Below are 21,292 nucleotides of genomic sequence, written 5' to 3' on the forward strand. Positions count from 1 at the left end.
AAAACCATCCAGTACTACTTTTCCCACGATTTGCCAAGCCTTTAAATACACGATGTCTTTTAATTCTGAGATTATGACAAACCACTAATTTAGTTGAATCAATAATACTAATACCTGTGTCTATTCCTTTGACTTGATGGAAGAAACAGCTTAATGCTTGTAAACAACGGGGCATAATTTCAATAAAACGGTTATAGCTAAGAAGCTTAGGAAAAGCTGGTTTCCAGAAAGGAATGACCATATAACAATAAAAATATTTAAAGAATCTATAACCTGACTGGTGAAATAAAATCACAATTGTCATCACCTCAGAAAGGCTTAAAGCTGATTTTTGTGTTGATTGATTTTGATCAGAAATTAGAGATTTTTCTAAGGATTCATTAAATATTTTGCAAAAATCATCCAAAATACAAAATAATTCGGTATGAGCCATATATGGCGCAAGGCATAGAAAAGCCTTGTGTTGTAATGTTTTGTCTTGAGAACCAATACGTTACAAACACTAAGGCTTTTTTTCTACTCTTTTTTTATATCGAACTCAGGTTAATATATATGCAGAATATATCTTCTGGTGGTATATATTTGAATATACAAATACAACTTAAAGGATTTTTTATACCTGTTGTTATTCTAAAGATTTCAAAAGTTTAGAGCGTACATACTTTTATATGTCTCTTTAAAAATTATTTGAATATCAGCCATCAAATTTTGGCTGATATCATTTTTCATTGTATTTTCTTTTAGACCATCTAAAACTTCAACTGACTGCGCATTTGTGAAATTGCTTCTTGCCAAAGTGGAGTAATCGGCTCAATAAGATTTTGGCAATACAAATACACGGTATAAGTTAAACCGATACCGAACAAAATAATCACGATATTTGTAATTTGCCCCGCATTCACACGTTGAGCGATATACCATGCTAAGGCTAATATTGCACCCATCACCATACCGCCAATATGTGCTGCATTATTGATTCCAGTCGCAAAGAAACCAAAAGCCAAGTTAATCGCCAGAATACTTAAAAGTGATTTTTTATCTAAAATAAATCTTTGATTCGGTACTGGTGGGAAAAGAGAAAGCATTGCCAATGCACCACCTAAGCCCATAACAGCTCCAGAAGCTCCCGCAGACACATGTGGAAGAAGCTTTACATCAAAACTTTGTAGTAATGCATAACTATTACGAATATCGAGATAGCCACTCAGTAAACTACCCATTAACCCAGCAATAATATAAAGACCTAAATAATAGGCACGACCAAAAGTTTGTTCAGCAACATTCCCAAATACAAAGAGAGCCCACATATTCATCATGAGGTGCAGAATACCAAAGTGAAAAAACATACTACTAAATAAGCGATAAGGTTCCTCTAAAAAGGTTAAAGGTGCATAATCAGCTCCCCAACGTAATGCATCTAAAGTGCTTGGGTCGGTAATATTGACGCCTGACAAGACCTGTACCGCAAATAGCCCAACATTAATGGAAATGAGTAATAAGGTTATTTTCTCAATTTTATTGGGTGGTTGTGCATAGGATGAGTTTTCTTGATAATCAGTCATGCGATTTCTGTGTTTTTTTATAGATAGTTTCAGCTTAGCATGAAATGCCAAAATTTTCGGAGTAACCTGCTGACATGAAAGCTTTTATTGTTCGTGGTTTGTTAATTATTATCAGTATTTTGATTATCATACAACTATGGATTTTCTCAAGTTTGGTGTATTGGCGTACCCACAACGTCGAAACCACAATGTTCATGCGTTGGACATATTTATCAGATTTCAAACCGATTAAACATCAGTGGCGCAATTATGATGAGATCAGTGATAACTTTAAACATGCCATTGTTGCAGCAGAAGATGCGAAATTTATAGATCATCATGGTTTTGATTGGGATGGTATCGAAGATGCATTACAACGCAATTTAAAGAAAGATAAAGTAGTTGCTGGTGGTTCAACGATTTCACAACAATTGGCAAAGAATTTGTTTTTCTATAATCGTCGTTCATTTATTCGTAAAGGGCAGGAAACCATTGCCACAACCATGATGGAACGCATGTGGACTAAGCAACGTATTTTAGAAGTCTATATGAATTCGGTTGAGTTTGGAGATCATATCTATGGTATTGAGGCTGCTTCACAATATTATTTTGGTAAAAGTGCTAAGAGTTTGAGTCGTGAGCAAGCTGCATTTTTAGCAGTGTTGTTGCCCAATCCTAAGTATTATCAAGATCATCGTGATGATTCAAAGCTACAGTACCGTAAACGTATGGTTTTAAAATATATGCGTTATACACGCATCCCAGATTAGCTTCCTGTTTTGTAGAAAAATGTGCATTTTTGATCAGAGAAAAACATAAATCTTTGTGGTTTTTTATGAAATTGTCATAAATTTGAAGCATACTACTTTTATGACATTTATTGATGCAGGTTTATTGCATGAACAGCGCAGTGGCGACCACGACACCTACAGAATATGCTTATAACGAACGATATATCAATCGTGAATTGTCTATTTTAGATTTTCATCTACGCGTTTTAGAACAAGCTGTCGATCCTTTACATCCCTTACTTGAACGTATGAATTTCTTACTGATTTTTTCTCGTAATATGGATGAGTTTTTTGAAATTCGTGTTGCAGGGGTAATGGAACAGTTAACACTGGGGAATGAAAGCCGTACTCCAGATGGTCTTACGCCAAAACAAGTTTTAGAACAAATTTCTAAAACAGCACATGAAGCAATTGAACGTCAATATCGTATTTTAAATGAAGAAATTTTTCCTAAACTGCGTGAAGAAGACATTTGCTTTTTACGTCGTGGTGAACTAACACCTGCACAATCAGTGTGGATTAAAAAATATTTCCAAGAACAAGTTGCACCTGTTTTAACTCCAATTAGCTTAGATCCAGCGCACCCATTTCCTCGTTTAGTGAATAAAAGTTTAAACTTTATTGTAACTTTAGAAGGTAAAGATGCGTTTGGTCGACAAATCGATTTAGCTGTTGTTCCTGCACCACGTTCATTACCACGTGTCGTCCGCCTACCTGATGAACTAACAGGTGGCAAAGAACATTTTGTGATGTTGTCTGCAATCATTCATGAACACGTGTCTGATCTTTTCCCCGGTATGACAGCAACAGGTTGTTATCAGTTCCGTGTAACACGTAATGCTGATTTAGCCTTAAATGAAGATGTTGAAGATTTAGCGAAAGCATTGAAAGGTGAATTGAGCTCACGTCGTTTTGGTCGTGCAGTCCGTTTAGAAGTGACTGAGAATTGTCCAAAGCATATTTATGAATATTTGCTCGAAGAGTTTGATTTGGAACACGAGCAGCTTTATAAAGTGGATGGACCTGTGAATTTGGCACGTTTAGTGTCCAACTTTAAACGTCCGCACATGCGTTATGATTCACATGTACCATCATTACCGAAGGTATTAAAGAAGTCTGAAAATATTTTTTCTGCAATGCAGAAGCAAGACATTCTGTTACATCATCCATTTGAATCTTTTGCACCTGTGATTAATTTACTGCGTGAAGCAGCCCGTGATCCTCAAGTGTTAGCAATTAAACAAACACTTTATCGTAGTGGTGCAGATTCAGAAATCGTTCAGGTTCTCGCAGAAGCAGCACGTAACGGTAAAGAAGTCACTGCTGTGATTGAGTTGCGGGCACGTTTTGATGAAGAATCAAATATTGCCGTTGCCAATGTTTTACAGGAAGCAGGGGCAGTAGTGGTTTATGGTATTGTTGGTTATAAAACCCATGCCAAAATGATTTTAGTGGTTCGCCGTGAAAACAATAAATTAGTCCGTTATGTGCATTTAGGGACAGGTAATTATCACGCGACCAATGCACGTATTTATACTGACTATGGCTTATTGACCACAGATAAAGAGCTGTGTGAAGACGTACATCGTATTTTCCAAGAGCTTACAGGTATGGGGAAAATGGCGAAGTTGAAAAAGCTTCTACATGCACCGTTTACCTTACATGCGCAGCTCATTTCTTTTATTGATGATGAAATTGCCAATGCGAAAGCAGGGAAGCCAGCACAAATTATTGTCAAAGTGAATGCATTGAGCGAAGTTCAATTGATCAATAAATTGTATGAAGCATCACAAGCTGGCGTACAAATTGATTTAATTATTCGTTCAATTTGCTGTTTGCGTCCAGGTTTACCTAATCTTTCTGAAAATATCCGTGTACGTTCGATTGTTGGGCGTTTCCTAGAACATACGCGTGTTTATTATTTTGGGAATAATGGTAATTCACGTATCTACTGCTCAAGTGCGGACTGGATGGATCGTAATTTATTTAATCGTGTGGAAGTTTGCTTCCCGATTGAAGATCCAGCCTTGAAGAAACGTATTTATCAGCAAGGTTTGGTGAATTATTTAAAAGATAATACCCAAGCTTGGTTGCTTCAGGGGGATGGAACTTGGGTACGTGCTCAGTTAAAAGAGGGTGAAGTTCCACACAATGCACAACAAACTTTGATTGAATATTTTAAATAACCTGAGTTCGGGATAAGATATGTTCCCAGCTATATGATACGCGGAAATGTCAGTCGCATTGTTTGAGGCAGGGCTACATCTGTAATATACTGTTTTTGCGATATATTAGGTACTTGATGGTATCTGTCGAGTTGGCGACTGACAAATGGTTTTGCCTACTTTTCCCGAAAGAAAAGTAGGTCGAACCTGAACAAGATTGAAATATATTTCAAGCGAAGTGCAAGACGAAGTGGATTAATCCTTACATTTGACTTTTAAACGGTAAGACTCCGCTGTGTCTGATCTATCTTTTCAATAACTTACATCAAACTCTATCCCGAACTGACGTTAAATAAATACTACCCTAAATTTTTATTATCAATTCTTTAATTTAAGTCTTTGATAAAATTAAAAAAGGAGTCAATGATGACTCCTTTTTTATTGAAATAGCTGACTGCTTTTAACTTAAATTAGCAGTGATTTTTTGTAGAATTTGTACCAATACATCAAATTCACTTTGTAGTGGTGTACTTTTACGTGTCACTAAAGCCAATGTGCGTGTTGGTGCATTTTCAATAGATTTAATCACAAGCTGATCGTTGCTTTTGAGCATGTGTGCATGCAAAGCAATTTCAGGAAGTAAGGTATAACCTAAGTTAGAGCTCACCATTTCTACTAGTGTAGGTAAAGAACTTGCTTTTAAACGATGATCATTTTTGCGTTCACCAATTGGACAAACACTTAAAGTATGATCACGTAGGCAATGTCCTTCTTCAAGTAACATTAAATGCGATAAATCAAGATCATCTAAGCTTCTTGCATTCACTGCATTTTGATCTGCTTTATTGCAAACTAAAAATAAACGTTCTTTTGCAATTTCAGCAACTTTCAAGCCACGAGTATCGAAAGGAAGTGCAAGCATAATCATATCCAGATTACCGTGCTCTAACTTCTCTACAATTTTTTCACTCTGCGCTTCGTGTAAATGTAATTGAATTTTAGGTAATTGTTTATGCACTTCTTCCAAGAGTTTGGATAAAAGAAACGGCGCAATCGTCGGGATAATGCCCAGATGTAAATCACCAGTTAAAGGTTCACTCATTTCACGACTTAAGCGCATTAAGTCTTGTGCATCGGCGAGTAGAACACGGGCTCGGGCAACAACTTGTTCGCCTAACGGAGTTAAACGTACATTTTGGCGATCACGTTCAACGAGTACGCCACCCAATAAACGTTCTAACTCCATGATTCCACCCGATAAAGTGGACTGAGTTACAAACGAACGGCGCGCTGCTTCAGTAAAGTGCAACGTCTCAGACAATGTCACTAAATATGACAGTTGTCTTAGGGATGGTAATGCAGCCATAGTGTCCTAATGCTTATGATTTAAAATGATGTGCAAATAACCCGCTAATTTGAGGAATAAAATGCGGTGGCATATCATGCCCCATTCCTTCAATTAATTCAAATTTAGCACCTGAAATAGCTTTTGCTACTGCCTTACCATGACTTGGAGGTAATAAGCGATCTTTAGAACCATGTAATACTAATGTTGGTTTTTCGATTTGCTTATCCAATTTAAGTAAGGAACCCGTACATAATATTGCTAAAAACTGTTGAAGTACACCCGCTGGATGATAACTACGTCGATATAATTTACGGGCGGTTTGAATTGCATCGACTTGGTTGATATAACCAGGCGAACCAATCAGACGAAATACCTTGAGTGAATGATTGACAATACCGTCTTCATCACGTGATTCAGGTTTACCAATCAAGCTAAATAATTGTTTTGGAAAGGGCGGTGGTAACAGCGGTTGATTATTACTGGTAAACAATAAACCGACTTTTTCAATTTTTTCAGGATATTTCGCTGCTAAAATTTGAGAAATCATGCCACCCATTGAAGCACCGAGAATATGGGCTTTTTCTATTCCTAAACGATCAATCAACAGCGCTACATCATCTGCCATATCATAAAGGTTATATGGCGCACCATCGTTAGGTAAACCCAGTGCAAAACGACCCATCAATTTAACTGCATTGAGACGAGGACCTTTGTGTCTTACTTTAGAAGATAGACCAATATCACGATTGTCAAAACGGATAACACGGAAACCTTGATCAATCAGAGATTTACAAAAGAAATCTGGCCAAAACAACATTTGCGCACCCAATCCCATAATCAAGATCACTGTAGGATGATTTGGGTTACCGCCAACTTCAATATGTAATTGAATACCGTTACCTAAATCCACCGTAGACTCTTGCATAAAGGATGTATACGGTGAGTTTTGAAATTGAAGTGCGCTATTCATTGTTATTTTCCTATCAAAGAAGGATTATTTTTTGTTTAAAAAACAATCCTTCTTATTTAAACCTTAAACTGATGCAGGAATCAAGTCAGGAACGAGTTTTGTCAACGTTAAACGTTGTTTAGCTGCAGTTGCACCCAATAACACGAAGCCACGAAGTGTACCTTCGCCATCAATTGCTTTAGACAACATACCATCATCAAACTCTTCATTTTCCCAAGTCACTTCAACATCCATTGGCGCAGGAAGAACGGTAAGTGGTGCAGCAGGTGTTTTTACTGCAACAGGCATAGCAGGGTAATGCACATTGGTGGTTTGACCACTTAATGTTTTTGCTAAAGCTCTAGCTTGTTGCATGATTGGCATCACAAATGGCAATAAAGTTCCATTGACCTCTGCACAATCCCCAATTGCAAAAATATCAGTTTGATTGGTTTCCAATAAAGTATTGGTAATCACGCCACGACTGGTTTTGATGTCTGCATCTTTTGCCAATGCAGTGTTCGGTTGCAAACCAATTGCAGATAGAACCACATCTGCCAGTAGAGACTGACCATTTGCAAGTGACACAATATAACCACGATCAGATTTAGACACTTTTTCAACAGTTGTACCGAGTGCAAATTTGATCCCTGATTCTTCAAGATTTTCTTGAAATGCTTGAGCAACATGGTTCGGTAATAAACGACCTAAAGGCTGTGGTGCTAAATCAATAACCGTCACTTGATGGCCTGTATTTTGTAAATCATTGGCAAATTCACAACCGATTAAGCCTGCACCGAGGATAACAACACGTTTATCCTCACATTCACCGGTGCTGCAATTGTCCAAAGTATCTCGAAATGCACGATAGTCCATCAGCGAGTTTACGACGTGAATATCGTCACTGCCGTCCCCAGCAATAGCTAAACGAATTGGATTTGCACCGACAGCAAGGATGAGTTTTGAATAACCTTGTGTTGAAGTTTGACCTTGTTTCTCTATTAGCAGTTGATGCTGATTTGCATCAATTGATTTAACCCAAGTGTCTTTTTCAATACGCATATTCAATTGCGTACTCATTTTTTCCGCATCGCCTAAACCAATTTGTTCAGGTGCTTTTTTTCCAACCAAAGCGTTGGATAAAGTCGGTTTAGCATAATTCACCGCATCATCTGCGCAAATCATCACCAACTCTTGTTCAGCGTCTAATTTACGAAATTCTCTTGCGAGGGTATAACCTGCCATGCCAGAGCCTATGATGATGATCGGTTGCATATTTTTCTCCATGCGGATTGAGTAATCATTATGGTCGACTGCTTCGCTTCATATTCATAATAAATAGAACACAATAAATAGAATTAAATGGCGATTGATCTGATAGAGATCGGCTGTTCAATTTATTCGAAATGAACTATTCGAAACGAAGAAGTCATAAGGTTCACTAAAAATGAATTTTAAATTATTCGTAAAAAAGACCATGTTTACATGGCCTTTACTTCATTCTTAGACTTCTATCATTTCAAAATCGGCCTTAGAAACGCCACAATCTGGACAAGTCCAATCATCTGGGATGTCTTCCCATTTGGTTCCTGCTGCGATGCCATCTTGTGGCCAACCTGCTGCTTCGTCATAGATCCAACCACAAACGATGCACTGATATTTTTTCATCTGACTCTCCGATATCTGACAGGTAATTTGTTTATTCTGTCAGTAAAATTCCATCTACTGCTTGACTCAAATAATATGCAATTCATAGGTGTACATATTTTTCTAAATTTTTACGCAGTTCTGTGTCTAAAGTAAAGTAAATATCGGAGTTTATCTTACTAAACGTAAAGCTGAATGGCTCAGAAGGACAAAAGCTGTGTTGTTTGGGCTAATTTTTAAAATAATTGTCTAACAATTTTTATCTATGGCCCATTTTTAGATTTTAACAGGTTTATCAATAATGTTAACTGGTTTGATTTTAAACATATTTGAAGTATTCATCTCAATCAAAATTGTATTGAAAATAATAAGGATAGAATTAGCGAATAACATACCCATTATTTTATCTAAAAATGTACATAATAATTTCAATAGGTTAAATGAATGCATTCATTCTTTGTTGAGACATTTGCTGTTTTTTGAGCTAAAAAAGCGTTAAAATTCACATATTCCTTATCTCTTCCAATCTCCCTCAATTATGAAAATGTCTACTTTATTGTGGTCAAGTATTCGTACTGTCCAAGATTTCCCAAAACCAGGAATTTGTTTTTATGATTTAACGCCTTTGTTTATGAACAATCTTGTTGAATTAACTGAAGCATTGATCGCAAAAATCCCAGCAGAGCAATTGGCTGAAGTAGAAAGCTTTGTTGCCGTTGAAGCACGTGGTTTTGTTTTGGCGAGTTTATTGGCACAACGTACAGGCAAAGGCTTATTATTGGTACGTAAAGCAGGCAAGTTGCCACCACCTGTGGTCGGTGTAGGCTATAGCTTAGAGTATGGTTTAGACCGTTTGGAAATGTCAGCAGGTATTGAACCGCAAAAAGTCATTATCGTAGATGATGTGTTGGCAACAGGCGGAACGCTAAAAGCAGTCAAACAGTTAATGCATAAGTGCGAACACACTGTGTTGGGTGCAAGTATTTTCTTGGATTTACCTGATTTACATCAAGATTTAGGTATGACAGTTTGGTCTGTTTTGGATGAGAATTCTAAACCTGTAGAACAAGCTGTTGCTTAAAATGGTTGATACTTAATCAATTATTTGAAAATAGATTTTGAATTTAAGCCCCTTATATTCAGTGTATAAGGGGCTTTTTCTATCCTTTTATTTAAAAAAGTTGCTCACTCACCGAATAAAGGTTTGTTCCATATATTCAATCAGTCGATTTAGATTTTCAGGTTGTGCCAAACGGTGATGTCCACCTTCAACAGCGTCAATTTGCATATAAATTTCGAGTAGCGCAGTTGCTGCATACATATCGAGGATTTCATCACCCAGTTCGATATAGGCGATTTGTGGAATGTCGTGCTCTAAATCTTGCTCATCTATTGCTGGATAATCTGTCCGAAAATCAGGGCTTAAACTTGGATTGGCAATAATGGTAGGAATACGATGAAACTGTGACATTTTCAGTGCCCAATACCCGCCCAAACTATGCCCAATCAATAAATCAGGTTTAATTTTTTCAATCGTGTCGTGGTAGAAATTTTCAACAGTTTTAAAATTCAGGTTTCGATAATCGACTTCTATACAATACTTTTTTTCAGCATCTATGGCATGGAACTTGGTTGATTCTTTGGAGGAATCTAGTCCATGTAAAAATAAAATTTTAGAATGGCTACTCATCATTGTTATCGCTTTCATACTGTCTTTATTTACAAACTTCTTTATTCACAAGCTGAAGAGAGAAATAGTCACAATTTTGAAATGTTAAAACTTTACATTTCAACTATTTTGTTCTGAGTTCATTGTACTTAGCTTGCGTATTTTTATAACTTAGCTTTTGGTCTAAGAATGCATTTTCTTATTCTAATACATTGAATCGTATCTTTAATTCTTATTTTATTTACATATTTTGATGTTGTTTTAACAAAAAATAATCAATGAATATACCTAATAGGTTAAGCTCGATATCAATAGAGGTTTATTCATAGGTGAAATGATGATCACTCTGCAATATGAAATAACGATTGAGGCTTCAGCACAAAAAGTTTGGAATGTGATGTGGGATACACATACGTATTCGCAGTGGACACGCTTTTTTTCACCCAGTTCTCGGATGCAATCTGACTGGAAAATTGGTGGAGAAACCTTGTTTCAAGATGCCAGTGGTGATGGCATGCTTGCAACGATCGTTGAATTAGAACAATTTAAAAAAGTGATATTTCAGCAACAAGGGATATTAAAGCAAGGTGTTGTCGATCGTTTAAGTGAAGAAGCACAGCAGTGGTGTGGTGGTTTAGAACAATATTTTTTAAATGAAGTAGATGGCGTAACACATCTTTCCGCACAAGTGGAAACATCGGAACAATATATAGAAATCATGGATCGTGGTTTTCAGCAAGGTTTTGCTGTGATCAAGCAGTTGGCAGAAGAAAAATAGTTATTATTGTTGAATGTTAATTGATTGTTCATTGTCGAATCATCATTCGCACATATTAACAACGAGTCTTTGGTTTAAATAAAAGATCAACTTATTGACATTGAATGATAATCGGCTGTTCGATCGCAAATGATTTGGGTATGCCATTTTCATTGCGAGGATAAAAGCGAATTCTTTTCAATAAAGGCTCTAAAATCGGACGCATTTTACTGTTGATCGCAGGAGCATAACTAATCTTTTGAATGTTCCCATTCAAATCAACAGAAAAATTTGCATGAATGTTGATATTGGCTTGATCCATTGGATTGATATCCTGTTTATTGGCATTTTTTTGTGCACAAAAGGGTTCTAATAAGCTTTGTAATTGTGAAAAATTAGGTTTGACTGCATACAGCACTGTTTCTGGAAATTTTATAAACAGTATGTATTTACCATAATAATACTTTGTTAAAGCGATTTGTTCTTCATCTATATTCAGTGATTTACTCTTAAAATCATTTGCAACTTGAGGTAATTGTTCTAAGTTTATTTTTCTTGCAATTTCTAATGCTCTTGCATTGAGAATGGGCTTTTCAGGATTTGGATTCATCAATTTAACATGTACTTGACGTGAATTTTGATTGGGCGTGATTTCTAATTGCCAAATATAGCCTTGATTTTTGATATTCGTCGTTTCAATTTTGGTGGGTAAATCCTTTCGAGTATTGCTCATGACAATACGCTTCTCCGCAAAACTTTCTGCGGAAAACAATAAAATGTTTGCGAAAATGATACTTTGGGCGAATCCTTGCCAGTATTTATTCATGATTTTTTAGTTTTTTACATTGATCGTTGTGTTATATGCATACGCATTATGTTGTAAATCTGCTATGCTATGCAACTTCCGTTTTTTTAATTTAATCGAGGCAGAGATGACGCAAAATAACGCTCAATCGACTTCTGAACAACACATTTCCGAAAACGATTTAATTGCACAGCGTCATGCCAAATTAAAGCAAATACAAGATCAGGCAAAGCAAACAGGTGTTAGCCCATGGCCGAACACGTTTAAACGTGAGCACTATGCGCAAGATTTACAAGAACAATTTGCTGAAAAATCTAAAGAAGAAATCGAAGCTGGTGAACATATTCATGTTTCTGTAGCGGGTCGTGTCATGTTAAACCGTGGTTCATTTATCGTGATCCAAGACATGACAGGTCGTATTCAGCTTTATGTGGCACGTAAAGAGCTTGCTCCTGAAGTACTTGAAACAATTAAAGGTTTAGACCTTGGTGACATTATCGCCGTTCAAGGTTATTTAGGTCGTTCTGGTAAAGGTGATCTTTATGTTCATATTGAACATTTTGAATTGTTAACTAAATCACTGCGCCCACTTCCAGATAAATTCCATGGTTTGAATGACACTGAAGTGAAATACCGTAAACGTTATTTAGACTTAATTGTGAATGAAGATACGCGTAAAACTTTTGAAATTCGTGCAAAAGTGGTGTCTGGCATTCGTTCATATTTAAGCAATGAGCGTTTTATGGAAGTTGAAACGCCAATGATGCATGTGATTCCGGGTGGTGCTTCTGCACGTCCTTTTGAAACACATCATAATGCATTAGATATGCCATTATTCTTACGTATTGCTCCTGAGCTTTACTTAAAGCGTTTGGTTGTGGGTGGTTTTGAGCGTGTTTTTGAAATCAACCGTAACTTCCGTAATGAAGGTGTTTCGACACGTCATAACCCAGAATTCACCATGATCGAATTCTACCAAGCTTATGCTGACTATAAAGATTTGATGGCTTTAACTGAAAGTATGCTTGAGAAATTGGCAATCGATATCTTAGGTTCTACCGATGTACCTTATGGCGAAGAAGTGTATAGCTTCAAAGGGCCATATAAGAAAATCTCAATGTTCGATGCCATTCTTGAAAATAACCCAAACTTCACACCTGAAAATGTATCTGATCGTGAATTCTTGGCAAAATTTGTCAAAGAAGAATTGAAAGAGCAAGTAAAACCAGGCTTTGGTTTAGGTAAGCTTCAAACCATCGTCTTTGAAGAAACGGTTGAAACCAAGCTTCGTCAGCCAACATTTATTACTGAATATCCAGCGGAAACCTCTCCATTGGCACGTCGTAATGATAGCAATCCACATATTACAGATCGTTTTGAGTTCTTTATTGGTGGTCGTGAATTGGCTAATGGTTTCTCCGAGTTAAATGACCCGATTGACCAAGCAGAACGTTTCCAAGCGCAAGTAAAAGAAAAAGATGCAGGTGATGATGAAGCAATGCATTATGATGCAGACTTTATCGAAGCTTTAGAATATGGTTTACCTCCAACAGCAGGTGAAGGGATCGGTATCGACCGTTTGGTGATGTTATTTGCTAATGCGCCAAGTATTCGTGATGTGATTTTATTCCCACATATGCGTCATAAAAATTAATAGTGATCTACCTTTAAAATAGATTTTCTATTTTCATAAAAAACCGAGTGGATGAGTTCACTCGGTTTTTTATTGCATGTATTTATTGATTGCATTTATTGGGTAGTCATTCATCAATGTAATCTTCCTCAGATTATTTTCATTCTTTAGCTTAGTGGCTTTATTCTTTAAACATTCAAAGCAAAAAAGAAACTCATTCCAGTCATTCAAAGCCGTGCTGAAGGGGACAAGAACACAATTTCATCATTGCAAAATTCGCTCAAAGAAATTAATGTGTCACCGTAAATTATATTTGAGAAAGAAGTGCGCATGTATTTAAAAAAATCACTTTACGCCGCTGTATTATTTGGAATGTCTTTACCAGTCTTTGCACAAGGTATTGTGCTCAATAATGAAGATATTCGTACAGATTTAAATTGGTTAAATCAGCAAGGTGTGATTCAAATCAGCACATCGACTTGGCCAATGAGTGGAGATGAAATTCAACGTGCGTTATCTCAAGCTCAAGTTTCAAATAACACACAACAAAAAGTTATTGATTCTATTCAAAATGCATTGAAAACAGATAATCAAACAGCAAAATTAGGTTTGTTCGCAGAGTCTGATCAAAAAAATATACCGCAAGCATTTGGTGATGATACCAAAGCGCAATATGTTGGCACTTTAGAGTTCAATGCGGGTGGCGCAAATTGGGATGCTAAGCTTCGTGTGAATGGTGAAAAAGATCCTTTAATCGACAATGGTCATGATGTAAATGTCGAAGGTTCGTACATCGCAGGAAAGTTATGGAATCAATGGGTGATTGCAGGTCAAATTCCAACCTATTGGGGACCTGGACATGATGGTAGCTTGATCCGTGGTGATGCGAGTCGTCCTGTCTATGGATTCACTGTACAACGTGCTGAGCAAAAAGCTTTTGAAACACCATGGTTATCTTGGATTGGCCCTTGGCAATATCAAGCTTTTGGTGGTCAATTGGATGATTATACGGCAGTGCCTGACGCTCGATTATTTGGATTACGTTTAACTGCACAGCCACTTCCATATTTAGAGTTGGGCGCATCACGTATTTCTCAAATTGATGGTGAAGGTCAACCTGGAAGTTTTAGAGCATATTGGAATGCATTTATTGGTAAAGACAATGAATGTAATGATAGCTCATGTACTGGTGAAGGTAATGCTTCAAACCAATTGGCAGGTTTTGATGCACGTTTAAATCTACAGCAATTACTGAATGTTCCAGTAAGTTTCTATGGACAATATATTGGTGAAGATGAAGCAGGTTTATTACCTGCAAAAAAAATGTATTTGGCTGGTGTAGATTATTCTTCAAGCTTTAAAAACCTACCATACCAACTTTATGCAGAATGGGCTGATACTACAACCAATGGTGATGCCAAAGGTATTTCATACAATCATCATGTTTATAAAGATGGTTATTACCAACATGGCTTCCCACTTGGGCATGCAATGGGTGGTGATGGCGAAATGGTTTCAGTCGGCGGTGACATTCGCTTTGATGTGATGAATCGTTTATCTGGTCGTGCCATGTACGCTAAAGTGAACGAATCAGCAAGTTTATTTGGTGATGATCAAATTAACTTAGCATTCCCTGAAAAAGATAAAATAAAAGCCCTTGATATCACTTGGACACATTATATTAAACCAACTATTCCATTAAAAATTAATGGTTGGGTGAGTGATTCTGATGTACATGGAAATGATGGTGGTGTTTCTGTAGGTGTAGAAATTCCTTTGGATAAATCACTCATTGGTTATTAAGCAAACAGAAAATACTTAATTATAGGTATGTACAGTATGTTGTTGAAATCTTAGGATGAATTGACTTCTTTAATAAACCTTAGTTAAAGAAGTTATTCCTACCCTCAAAGTTTGAGTTGTTTTTACAAGTCTTGCTTTGAACTTTTATAGACTTATTTGAACAAGATAAGTCTTTTTTTATGGGTGAAATTTATTTTTTGAATATGGAGTTCTATAAAATTAAGAAAAATTACTTCTATTCTAAAGTAAATTTTTTATAAAAAAATACCCAATTCTAGGGATATTCTTGAGTCATTTTTTTAATTATGATTAAACAACTTCTTTAGTACGACTTTAATTAGAATAAAGAAGGGTACTCCAACTTTAAGTACAAGACCTCCATTTGTACTTTGTGTGCAATTGATCGCTTACTTGAGAGAGTAAGCTTTTTTTTGCCTACAATTTAATCCATTTGTAGGTTTGGATTTTGATTCTAATATTCATAATGATTGTTTATATTGAATAAATCCTGTTTTACTAGCAATACGGTCATAAAGTTGTTGTGCAATATGATTAGATTCTTGCGTTAGCCAATAAACACGATCAAATTTTCCAGTGCAAACTTGATAGCAATGCTCAATGAGCTTTCGAGCTAAGCCTAGATTTCTAAATGCTTCATCTACATACAAATCTTGTAAATAACAATAAGGCAAATCTACCCACATACTCATATGTGAGATTAAATGAACAAATCCAACGACATTTCCATCAATTTGGATAGCAAAACCAAACATGTCTATTTGCTCAGGATTTGTGATTCGCTTCCAAGATAATCTGATTTGTTCATCGCTCAATTGTGATTTATAGAAAGTTAAGTAGCCTTGCCAAAGTGGAAGCCATTGTTCAAAATTAATTTCTTCTAATGCGATAATTTGTATTTTCATTATGGACTCTAGATTTTATTTAGGATGTTTTTATTTCAGTATAAAAAACAAGTAAAAGAATTGTAGTGTAAATCACTATTATACGGTTAATTTTTTAATTGCAGGCATACGCTTTTTCTATTACTCAATAGCTAAGATCATATTTTATAATATGATTATAAAGTTTTCTTGTAGTGAATATTCCCAGTTTTATTTGCTACCTGATCATAGAGGTGTTGTGCGGTGATATTCGTTTCGTGGGTTAGCCAATAAACGCAATCAAATTTTCCAGAACAAAATTCATAGCAATGCTCAATCAGCTTTCGAGCTAAACCTTGATTTCTAAATGCTTCATCTACATACAAATCTTGTAAATAACAATAAGGCAAAGCTGTCCAAGTACTTATATGAGAATTTAAATGAGCAAATCCAACCACATTCTCATCAATTTTTATTGCAAAACCAAATATATCTGCTTGTTCTGGATTTGTGATTCGCTTCCAAGATAATCTGATTTGTTCATCGCTCAATTGTGTTTTATAAAAAGTTAAGTAGCTTTGCCAAAGTGGAAGCCATTGTTCAAAATTAATTTCTTCTAATGCGAAAATTTGTGTACTCATTACAAACTCTAGATTTTTGTTTATGATGTTTTTATATATCAATATAAAAAAACAAGCAAAAGAATTGCAGTGTAAATCACTATAATGAATATAAATTTTAATATGTGTAATAAGTACACTTTTTTGTGAGCTGGTGCTGTCAATGTCTATATCTGAGGAAAGACTTACTCATCTAAAACAGCTTGAGGCTGAGAGTATTCATATTATCCGTGAAGTTGCTGCTGAATTTGAAAATCCAGTGATGCTTTACTCTATCGGGAAAGACTCAGCAGTGATGCTGCATCTTGCTTTAAAAGCATTCTATCCTGCAAAACTTCCTTTCCCACTGTTGCATGTCGACACAGGTTGGAAGTTTAAAGACATGATCACTTTCCGTGACAACATGGCAAAAGAACATGGTTTTGATTTAATCGTCCATCAAAACAAAGAAGGTCGTGATGCAGGTGTAAACCCATTCGACTATGGTAGCTCTAAATATACTGACATCATGAAAACTCAAGGCTTAAAACAAGCTTTGGATAAGTATCAGTTTGATGCTGCATTTGGTGGTGCACGTCGTGATGAAGAAAAATCACGTGCCAAAGAGCGTGTTTATTCTTTCCGTGATTCTAAACACCGTTGGGATCCTAAAAACCAACGTCCTGAGCTTTGGAATCTTTATAATGGTAAAGTGAATAAAGGCGAAAGTATTCGTGTATTCCCATTGTCAAACTGGACTGAGTTAGACATTTGGCAATATATCTACCAAGAAAGTATTCCTTTGGTTCCTTTATATTTAGCTGCTGAGCGTCCAGTGGTTGAGCGTAGCGGTACACTGATCATGGTCGATGATGAGCGTATGCGCTTAAAAGAAGGCGAAGTTCCGCAAATGAAATCGGTACGTTTCCGTACTTTAGGCTGTTATCCATTGACAGGTGCGGTGGAATCTACTGCAACTACATTGCCTGAAATTATCCAAGAAATGCTTTTAGCCACCAGTTCAGAGCGTCAAGGTCGTATGATTGACCATGACGAAGCTGGCTCGATGGAAAAGAAAAAGCAAGAAGGTTATTTCTAAGAATCTCCCCCTAACCCCCTCTTTGAGAAAGAGGGGGGAAACTCCTAAGTCAGAACGGAGACAAAGCCCTTTTTAATTAAAGGACAAAGTCTCCCTTAACAAAGGGAGATTTAGAGGGATTAAAGAGATTAAAAACCGATTTCAACGAATTTGTGGAGTTTTGAGCAATGTCTCATCAATCAGAGTTAATTAGCCAAGACATCTTGGCATATTTAAAACAGCATGAAAATAAAGACCTTTTACGCTTTCTAACATGCGGTAATGTGGATGATGGTAAATCAACATTAATCGGTCGTTTGCTTTACGATTCAAAATTAATTTATGAAGATCAGTTGCAAGCAGTTACTCGTGACTCGAAGAAAGTAGGTACGACAGGTGATGCACCAGATTTAGCATTACTGGTTGATGGTCTACAAGCTGAGCGTGAACAGGGGATTACTATTGATGTGGCTTATCGTTATTTCTCAACTGAAAAACGTAAGTTCATCATTGCAGATACACCTGGGCATGAACAATATACCCGTAACATGGCAACAGGTGCATCAACTGCTGATTTAGCAATTATCCTGATTGATGCACGTTATGGTGTACAAACTCAGACTCGTCGTCATACCTTTATTGCAAGCCTTTTGGGTATTCGCAATATTGTTGTTGCGATTAACAAAATGGATTTGGTTGAGTTTTCAGAAGCTCGTTTTAACGAAATCCAAGCGGAATATAATCATTTCATCAATCAGTTGGGGGATCGTAAACCTGCAAATATCATCTTTACGCCGATTTCTGCGTTAAATGGTGATAACGTGGTTAATCCATCTCCAAACACGCCTTGGTACACAGGCAAAACGTTGATGAATACCTTAGAAACGGTTGAAATTACACGTGATACCAGTGCGCATGAATTCCGTTTCCCTGTGCAATATGTTAACCGTCCCAACCTTGATTTCCGTGGTTTCTGTGGAACGATTGCTCTAGGTGAAGTTAAAGTTGGCGATGAAATCGTGGCTTTACCATCAGGCAAGAAATCGACAGTTAAAGAAATTGTGACTTTTGATGGCAATCTTGAACATGCGATTGCAGGTCAAGCTGTGACTTTGACACTAAACGATGAGATTGATATTTCACGTGGTAATGTCTTGGTTAAAGCAGACGAACAACCGTTATTGTCTCGTTCTGTACGTGCTTCTGTGGTGTGGATGACCGACCAGCCTTTGGTGATTGGTAAGTTATATAACATCAAGATTGGTACTCAGACTATTCCTGCGAAAGTATCTAAAATCAACTATCGTACCAATGTGAATACACTTGAGCATACTCAAGTAGATCAACTTGAGTTGAATGCGATTGCGGATATTGATGTTGAGTTCGATGCGCCTGTGGTATTTGACCGTTATCAAGACAGTCGTTATACAGGTTCATTTATTTTTATCGATCGTTTAAGCAATGTCACTGTTGGCGCAGGTATGGTTGAAGCTGCAGTTGAATGGACTGCACATAATGAACCTGTCACTGCTGAAGATCGTGCTGCACGTTTAGGTCAAAAACCTGCTGTAGTGGCTGTGTCTGCTCAAGCACTTGAAAATGCTCAAGCGCTTGAAAGTCTGTTGATTCAACAGGGTGTAGTTGCGATTGCCAAAGCAGGTTTGTCTGCTGAGCAAGTTGCCTTACTTCGTCAGACGGGTATCGTGGTGATTACCGATGCTGAACAGGGTGCAGATGTTGTATTTGCACAAGATGCTGTTGATGAATTGGCTGAGAAAATCGTGGAATTGGTTCGTCTGTAAGAGATTGGATTGAAAAACCCGCCGAGAGGCGGGTTTTTTTGTTGAAAAAAATATAGATCAGAATAATAATATTGTAAATTAGATCGCGAATGATTTTATGTTTAAAAATTTGATTCTTAAAAATTTTAGAAATTTTGAACATATTGATATTGAATTAAAAGATAAAAATATTATTTTAGGAATGAATGATGCTGGTAAAAGCAATTTGTTACATGCATTAAGGATGGTTTTTGATAAAAAAATAAGACTAGAAGAAGTTCATAGTACTGATTTTCATGAAAAAAATGTACATATCCCTATTGAAATAATAGTTGGTTTAGATATCTTGGAGTGTAAAAATTCAGACATAGAAAAATTGAGAGCAAAAGCCAAAGAGGCTATTACGCTTGAACATTCCAACTCATTTTATATTAAACTAATTATAAAAAATACAAAAGTGGAAGGAGTATTAAAACAGTTTTTTTGGGGCGATGATTCTAAAAATCTTAAAGAGATACAAAGTAAAGGAGTAAATTTCTTAACTTTGGATGATGTATTTAGTGTAGTTTACATACCATCTCACGTTGAAACATCGAAAGTTTTTAATGACATAAGAAAGGAAATTTTAAAAGATTTTGAATTAACGGAAGATGATGTAGATATTAAAAAAGATATAGAGCTAGGGTTTCAAAAAATTAATAATCAGATTCAAAGGCTTACTTCAGTAGAGAAAATAGAAATAGAAATTAATAATAATTTAAAAATTTTTGATGAAACATATCAGGTCAAAATTACATCACAATCTGTTGTTGATGATTTATATAAACAATTAAAAATTTATACTGTTGAAACAGACTATGAATATTTATATCCTGCTTCTGGTGATGGTAGGCAGAAAAAAATTATGTATGCAATGTTACATTATTTTTTAGAAAAAGAGACTAAAAAGAAAATACCAATATTAATTCTTGAAGAGCCTGAGAATCATTTATATCTAAGTGCACAAATTGATATATCTAGAACATTATTTGAAGAGAAAGGCATAAAGTATATTTTTTGTTCTAGCCATTCTTCTGAACTTTTATATCATATAAATACCGATTGTAATTTAATTAGATTATATCGACAAGAAAATATAGCATTAAAAAGAACTATTAGTAAATCCGCTCAAATTAGTAAAGAATATAGTGAATTAAAAAAAATGTATGCTGAAAGTTTGAATTCGCCGGGATACTTTGCTGATTGTGTACTTTTAGTAGAAGGTTATTCTGAAAAGCTATTATGTGATGCAATTTTTAAGAAAGTTTTAACTAAAAATCAATTACAAAAATTATATGTTTTACCTGTTTTAGGAACAAATTTTAAGCCCTACAGAATGTTACTGAGAAAATTAGGAATTAGTATAGTTGTTCGTACCGATAATGATATTTATCGTAATGATCTTTATGGATTAAAACGTTGTTTGAGAATTATAGATCGACAGTTAGTTGGCGAAATACCTGAAGAATTTAAGGGGAATAAGAGTGACTCTGAAAGTATTTTAAATAAAAAGAAACTTGCCGTTTATTCTCATTATGAACCACTTATTCAAAACTTAAAAATAGAAAATGATATTTTTCTTGCTGAAATAGATTTAGAAAATGATCTTGTAAATGCACTTGACAATGCAGGTATTAATACTTGTCTTTTAAATGATCACTCTATTAGTTTAAATGAATTGAAGGCTGAGCTTCAAGATAAGAAATGGCACAATATGTTCCTATTTCTCAACGAAAATGAAAGATTATTCTCAGAAATATTTCAAGATCATAGATTTGAATTCTTACAGAGGGTTAAGTCATGCTT

The 21,292-nt window shown here is 35.9% G+C and carries 19 protein-coding genes; 9 read left to right on the forward strand and 10 right to left on the reverse strand.

What is annotated here, in order from left to right; all coding sequences use genetic code 11:
- The coding region (locus GGG_RS0115550) for a transposase (RefSeq protein WP_010116522.1) at positions 1 to 433 on the reverse strand (433 nt) is incomplete at its 3' end.
- Between the two features lie 316 nt (positions 434 to 749).
- Positions 750 to 1,562, reverse strand: coding sequence for a rhomboid family intramembrane serine protease (locus tag GGG_RS0115565; protein ID WP_010116524.1), 813 nt, complete (start codon positions 1,560 to 1,562; stop codon positions 750 to 752).
- Between the two features lie 74 nt (positions 1,563 to 1,636).
- Between GGG_RS0115565 and mtgA the strand changes: the two genes are divergently transcribed.
- On the forward strand, positions 1,637 to 2,311 hold the full coding sequence (gene mtgA, locus GGG_RS0115570; protein ID WP_010116525.1) for a monofunctional biosynthetic peptidoglycan transglycosylase: 675 nt from the start codon (positions 1,637 to 1,639) through the stop codon (positions 2,309 to 2,311).
- A gap of 128 nt (positions 2,312 to 2,439) precedes the next feature.
- A complete protein-coding gene (gene ppk1, locus GGG_RS0115575) occupies positions 2,440 to 4,518 on the forward strand; it encodes a polyphosphate kinase 1 (protein WP_010116527.1) in 2,079 nt (692 codons plus the stop codon).
- 439 nt (positions 4,519 to 4,957) lie between these two features.
- On the opposite strand, the gene oxyR is transcribed toward ppk1, so the two are convergent.
- From oxyR to rubA, 4 genes are all read right to left on the reverse strand, one after another.
- A complete protein-coding gene (gene oxyR, locus GGG_RS0115580) occupies positions 4,958 to 5,863 on the reverse strand; it encodes a LysR family transcriptional regulator OxyR (protein ID WP_010116529.1) in 906 nt (301 codons plus the stop codon).
- Positions 5,864 to 5,876: 13 nt separating this feature from the next.
- Complete coding sequence (gene estB / locus GGG_RS0115585; RefSeq protein WP_010116531.1) at positions 5,877 to 6,815, reverse strand: esterase EstB; 939 nt, start codon at positions 6,813 to 6,815, stop codon at positions 5,877 to 5,879.
- Between the two features lie 63 nt (positions 6,816 to 6,878).
- On the reverse strand, positions 6,879 to 8,069 hold the full coding sequence (locus GGG_RS0115590; protein ID WP_010116533.1) for an NAD(P)/FAD-dependent oxidoreductase: 1,191 nt from the start codon (positions 8,067 to 8,069) through the stop codon (positions 6,879 to 6,881).
- A 228-nt stretch (positions 8,070 to 8,297) separates the two neighbouring features.
- The gene (gene rubA / locus GGG_RS0115595) at positions 8,298 to 8,462 is read right to left on the reverse strand and encodes a rubredoxin RubA (protein ID WP_010116534.1); all 165 of its coding nucleotides are present in this window, start codon (positions 8,460 to 8,462) and stop codon (positions 8,298 to 8,300) included.
- Between the two features lie 523 nt (positions 8,463 to 8,985).
- On the opposite strand from rubA, the gene GGG_RS0115605 reads away from it, so the two are divergent.
- Entirely contained in the window at positions 8,986 to 9,522 is a 537-nt protein-coding gene (locus GGG_RS0115605) for an adenine phosphoribosyltransferase (RefSeq protein ID WP_010116536.1), read from the forward strand.
- A 108-nt stretch (positions 9,523 to 9,630) separates the two neighbouring features.
- Here the strand turns inward: GGG_RS0115605 and GGG_RS0115610 are convergent, their stop codons facing one another.
- Positions 9,631 to 10,134: a YqiA/YcfP family alpha/beta fold hydrolase gene (locus GGG_RS0115610; protein WP_010116539.1), complete on the reverse strand. Its 504-nt coding sequence runs from the start codon at positions 10,132 to 10,134 to the stop codon at positions 9,631 to 9,633.
- Positions 10,135 to 10,447: 313 nt separating this feature from the next.
- Here GGG_RS0115610 and GGG_RS0115615 point away from each other — a divergent pair, with 313 nt between their 5' ends.
- A complete protein-coding gene (locus GGG_RS0115615) occupies positions 10,448 to 10,888 on the forward strand; it encodes an SRPBCC domain-containing protein (protein ID WP_010116541.1) in 441 nt (146 codons plus the stop codon).
- Positions 10,889 to 10,979: 91 nt separating this feature from the next.
- Here the strand turns inward: GGG_RS0115615 and GGG_RS0115620 are convergent, their stop codons facing one another.
- Entirely contained in the window at positions 10,980 to 11,600 is a 621-nt protein-coding gene (locus GGG_RS0115620) for a hypothetical protein (protein ID WP_227500506.1), read from the reverse strand.
- A gap of 199 nt (positions 11,601 to 11,799) precedes the next feature.
- On the opposite strand from GGG_RS0115620, the gene lysS reads away from it, so the two are divergent.
- Entirely contained in the window at positions 11,800 to 13,326 is a 1,527-nt protein-coding gene (lysS, locus tag GGG_RS0115625; protein ID WP_010116543.1) for a lysine--tRNA ligase, read from the forward strand.
- A 309-nt stretch (positions 13,327 to 13,635) separates the two neighbouring features.
- The gene (locus GGG_RS0115630) at positions 13,636 to 15,108 is read left to right on the forward strand and encodes a capsule assembly Wzi family protein (protein WP_010116544.1); all 1,473 of its coding nucleotides are present in this window, start codon (positions 13,636 to 13,638) and stop codon (positions 15,106 to 15,108) included.
- A gap of 479 nt (positions 15,109 to 15,587) precedes the next feature.
- On the opposite strand, the gene GGG_RS0115635 is transcribed toward GGG_RS0115630, so the two are convergent.
- Positions 15,588 to 16,031 (reverse strand): GNAT family N-acetyltransferase, encoded by a 444-nt coding sequence (locus tag GGG_RS0115635; protein ID WP_010116545.1) that lies wholly within the window; start codon positions 16,029 to 16,031, stop codon positions 15,588 to 15,590.
- 155 nt (positions 16,032 to 16,186) lie between these two features.
- The gene (locus GGG_RS0115640) at positions 16,187 to 16,630 is read right to left on the reverse strand and encodes a GNAT family N-acetyltransferase (protein ID WP_010116547.1); all 444 of its coding nucleotides are present in this window, start codon (positions 16,628 to 16,630) and stop codon (positions 16,187 to 16,189) included.
- Positions 16,631 to 16,778: 148 nt separating this feature from the next.
- On the opposite strand from GGG_RS0115640, the gene cysD reads away from it, so the two are divergent.
- From cysD to GGG_RS0115655, 3 genes are all read left to right on the forward strand, one after another.
- A complete protein-coding gene (gene cysD, locus GGG_RS0115645) occupies positions 16,779 to 17,687 on the forward strand; it encodes a sulfate adenylyltransferase subunit CysD (RefSeq protein WP_029574630.1) in 909 nt (302 codons plus the stop codon).
- Positions 17,688 to 17,854: 167 nt separating this feature from the next.
- The gene (cysN, locus tag GGG_RS0115650; RefSeq protein ID WP_010116551.1) at positions 17,855 to 19,468 is read left to right on the forward strand and encodes a sulfate adenylyltransferase subunit CysN; all 1,614 of its coding nucleotides are present in this window, start codon (positions 17,855 to 17,857) and stop codon (positions 19,466 to 19,468) included.
- A 97-nt stretch (positions 19,469 to 19,565) separates the two neighbouring features.
- Positions 19,566 to 21,292, forward strand: a 1,727-nt coding sequence (locus GGG_RS0115655) for an ATP-dependent endonuclease (protein ID WP_010116553.1), incomplete at its 3' end; no start/stop codon positions are given.

Origin of the sequence: Acinetobacter sp. P8-3-8, assembly GCF_000214135.1 — a bacterium.
GTDB lineage: Bacteria > Pseudomonadota > Gammaproteobacteria > Pseudomonadales > Moraxellaceae > Acinetobacter.

What these genes read in the sequence shown, in the direction of transcription:
- oxyR (WP_010116529.1), bottom strand. Translation starts at nt 5,863, where the DNA reads ATGGCTGCATTACCATCCCTAAGACAACTGTCATATTTAGTGACATTG.
- GGG_RS0115590 (WP_010116533.1), bottom strand. Translation starts at nt 8,069, where the DNA reads ATGCAACCGATCATCATCATAGGCTCTGGCATGGCAGGTTATACCCTC.
- rubA (WP_010116534.1), bottom strand. Translation starts at nt 8,462, where the DNA reads ATGAAAAAATATCAGTGCATCGTTTGTGGTTGGATCTATGACGAAGCA.
- GGG_RS0115640 (WP_010116547.1), bottom strand. Translation starts at nt 16,630, where the DNA reads ATGAGTACACAAATTTTCGCATTAGAAGAAATTAATTTTGAACAATGG.
- GGG_RS0115620 (WP_227500506.1), bottom strand. Translation starts at nt 11,600, where the DNA reads ATGAGCAATACTCGAAAGGATTTACCCACCAAAATTGAAACGACGAAT.
- GGG_RS0115610 (WP_010116539.1), bottom strand. Translation starts at nt 10,134, where the DNA reads ATGATGAGTAGCCATTCTAAAATTTTATTTTTACATGGACTAGATTCC.
- lysS (WP_010116543.1), top strand. Translation starts at nt 11,800, where the DNA reads ATGACGCAAAATAACGCTCAATCGACTTCTGAACAACACATTTCCGAA.
- cysN (WP_010116551.1), top strand. Translation starts at nt 17,855, where the DNA reads ATGTCTCATCAATCAGAGTTAATTAGCCAAGACATCTTGGCATATTTA.
- GGG_RS0115565 (WP_010116524.1), bottom strand. Translation starts at nt 1,562, where the DNA reads ATGACTGATTATCAAGAAAACTCATCCTATGCACAACCACCCAATAAA.
- GGG_RS0115635 (WP_010116545.1), bottom strand. Translation starts at nt 16,031, where the DNA reads ATGAAAATACAAATTATCGCATTAGAAGAAATTAATTTTGAACAATGG.
- GGG_RS0115605 (WP_010116536.1), top strand. Translation starts at nt 8,986, where the DNA reads ATGTCTACTTTATTGTGGTCAAGTATTCGTACTGTCCAAGATTTCCCA.
- mtgA (WP_010116525.1), top strand. Translation starts at nt 1,637, where the DNA reads ATGAAAGCTTTTATTGTTCGTGGTTTGTTAATTATTATCAGTATTTTG.
- ppk1 (WP_010116527.1), top strand. Translation starts at nt 2,440, where the DNA reads ATGAACAGCGCAGTGGCGACCACGACACCTACAGAATATGCTTATAAC.
- estB (WP_010116531.1), bottom strand. Translation starts at nt 6,815, where the DNA reads ATGAATAGCGCACTTCAATTTCAAAACTCACCGTATACATCCTTTATG.
- GGG_RS0115630 (WP_010116544.1), top strand. Translation starts at nt 13,636, where the DNA reads ATGTATTTAAAAAAATCACTTTACGCCGCTGTATTATTTGGAATGTCT.
- GGG_RS0115615 (WP_010116541.1), top strand. Translation starts at nt 10,448, where the DNA reads ATGATCACTCTGCAATATGAAATAACGATTGAGGCTTCAGCACAAAAA.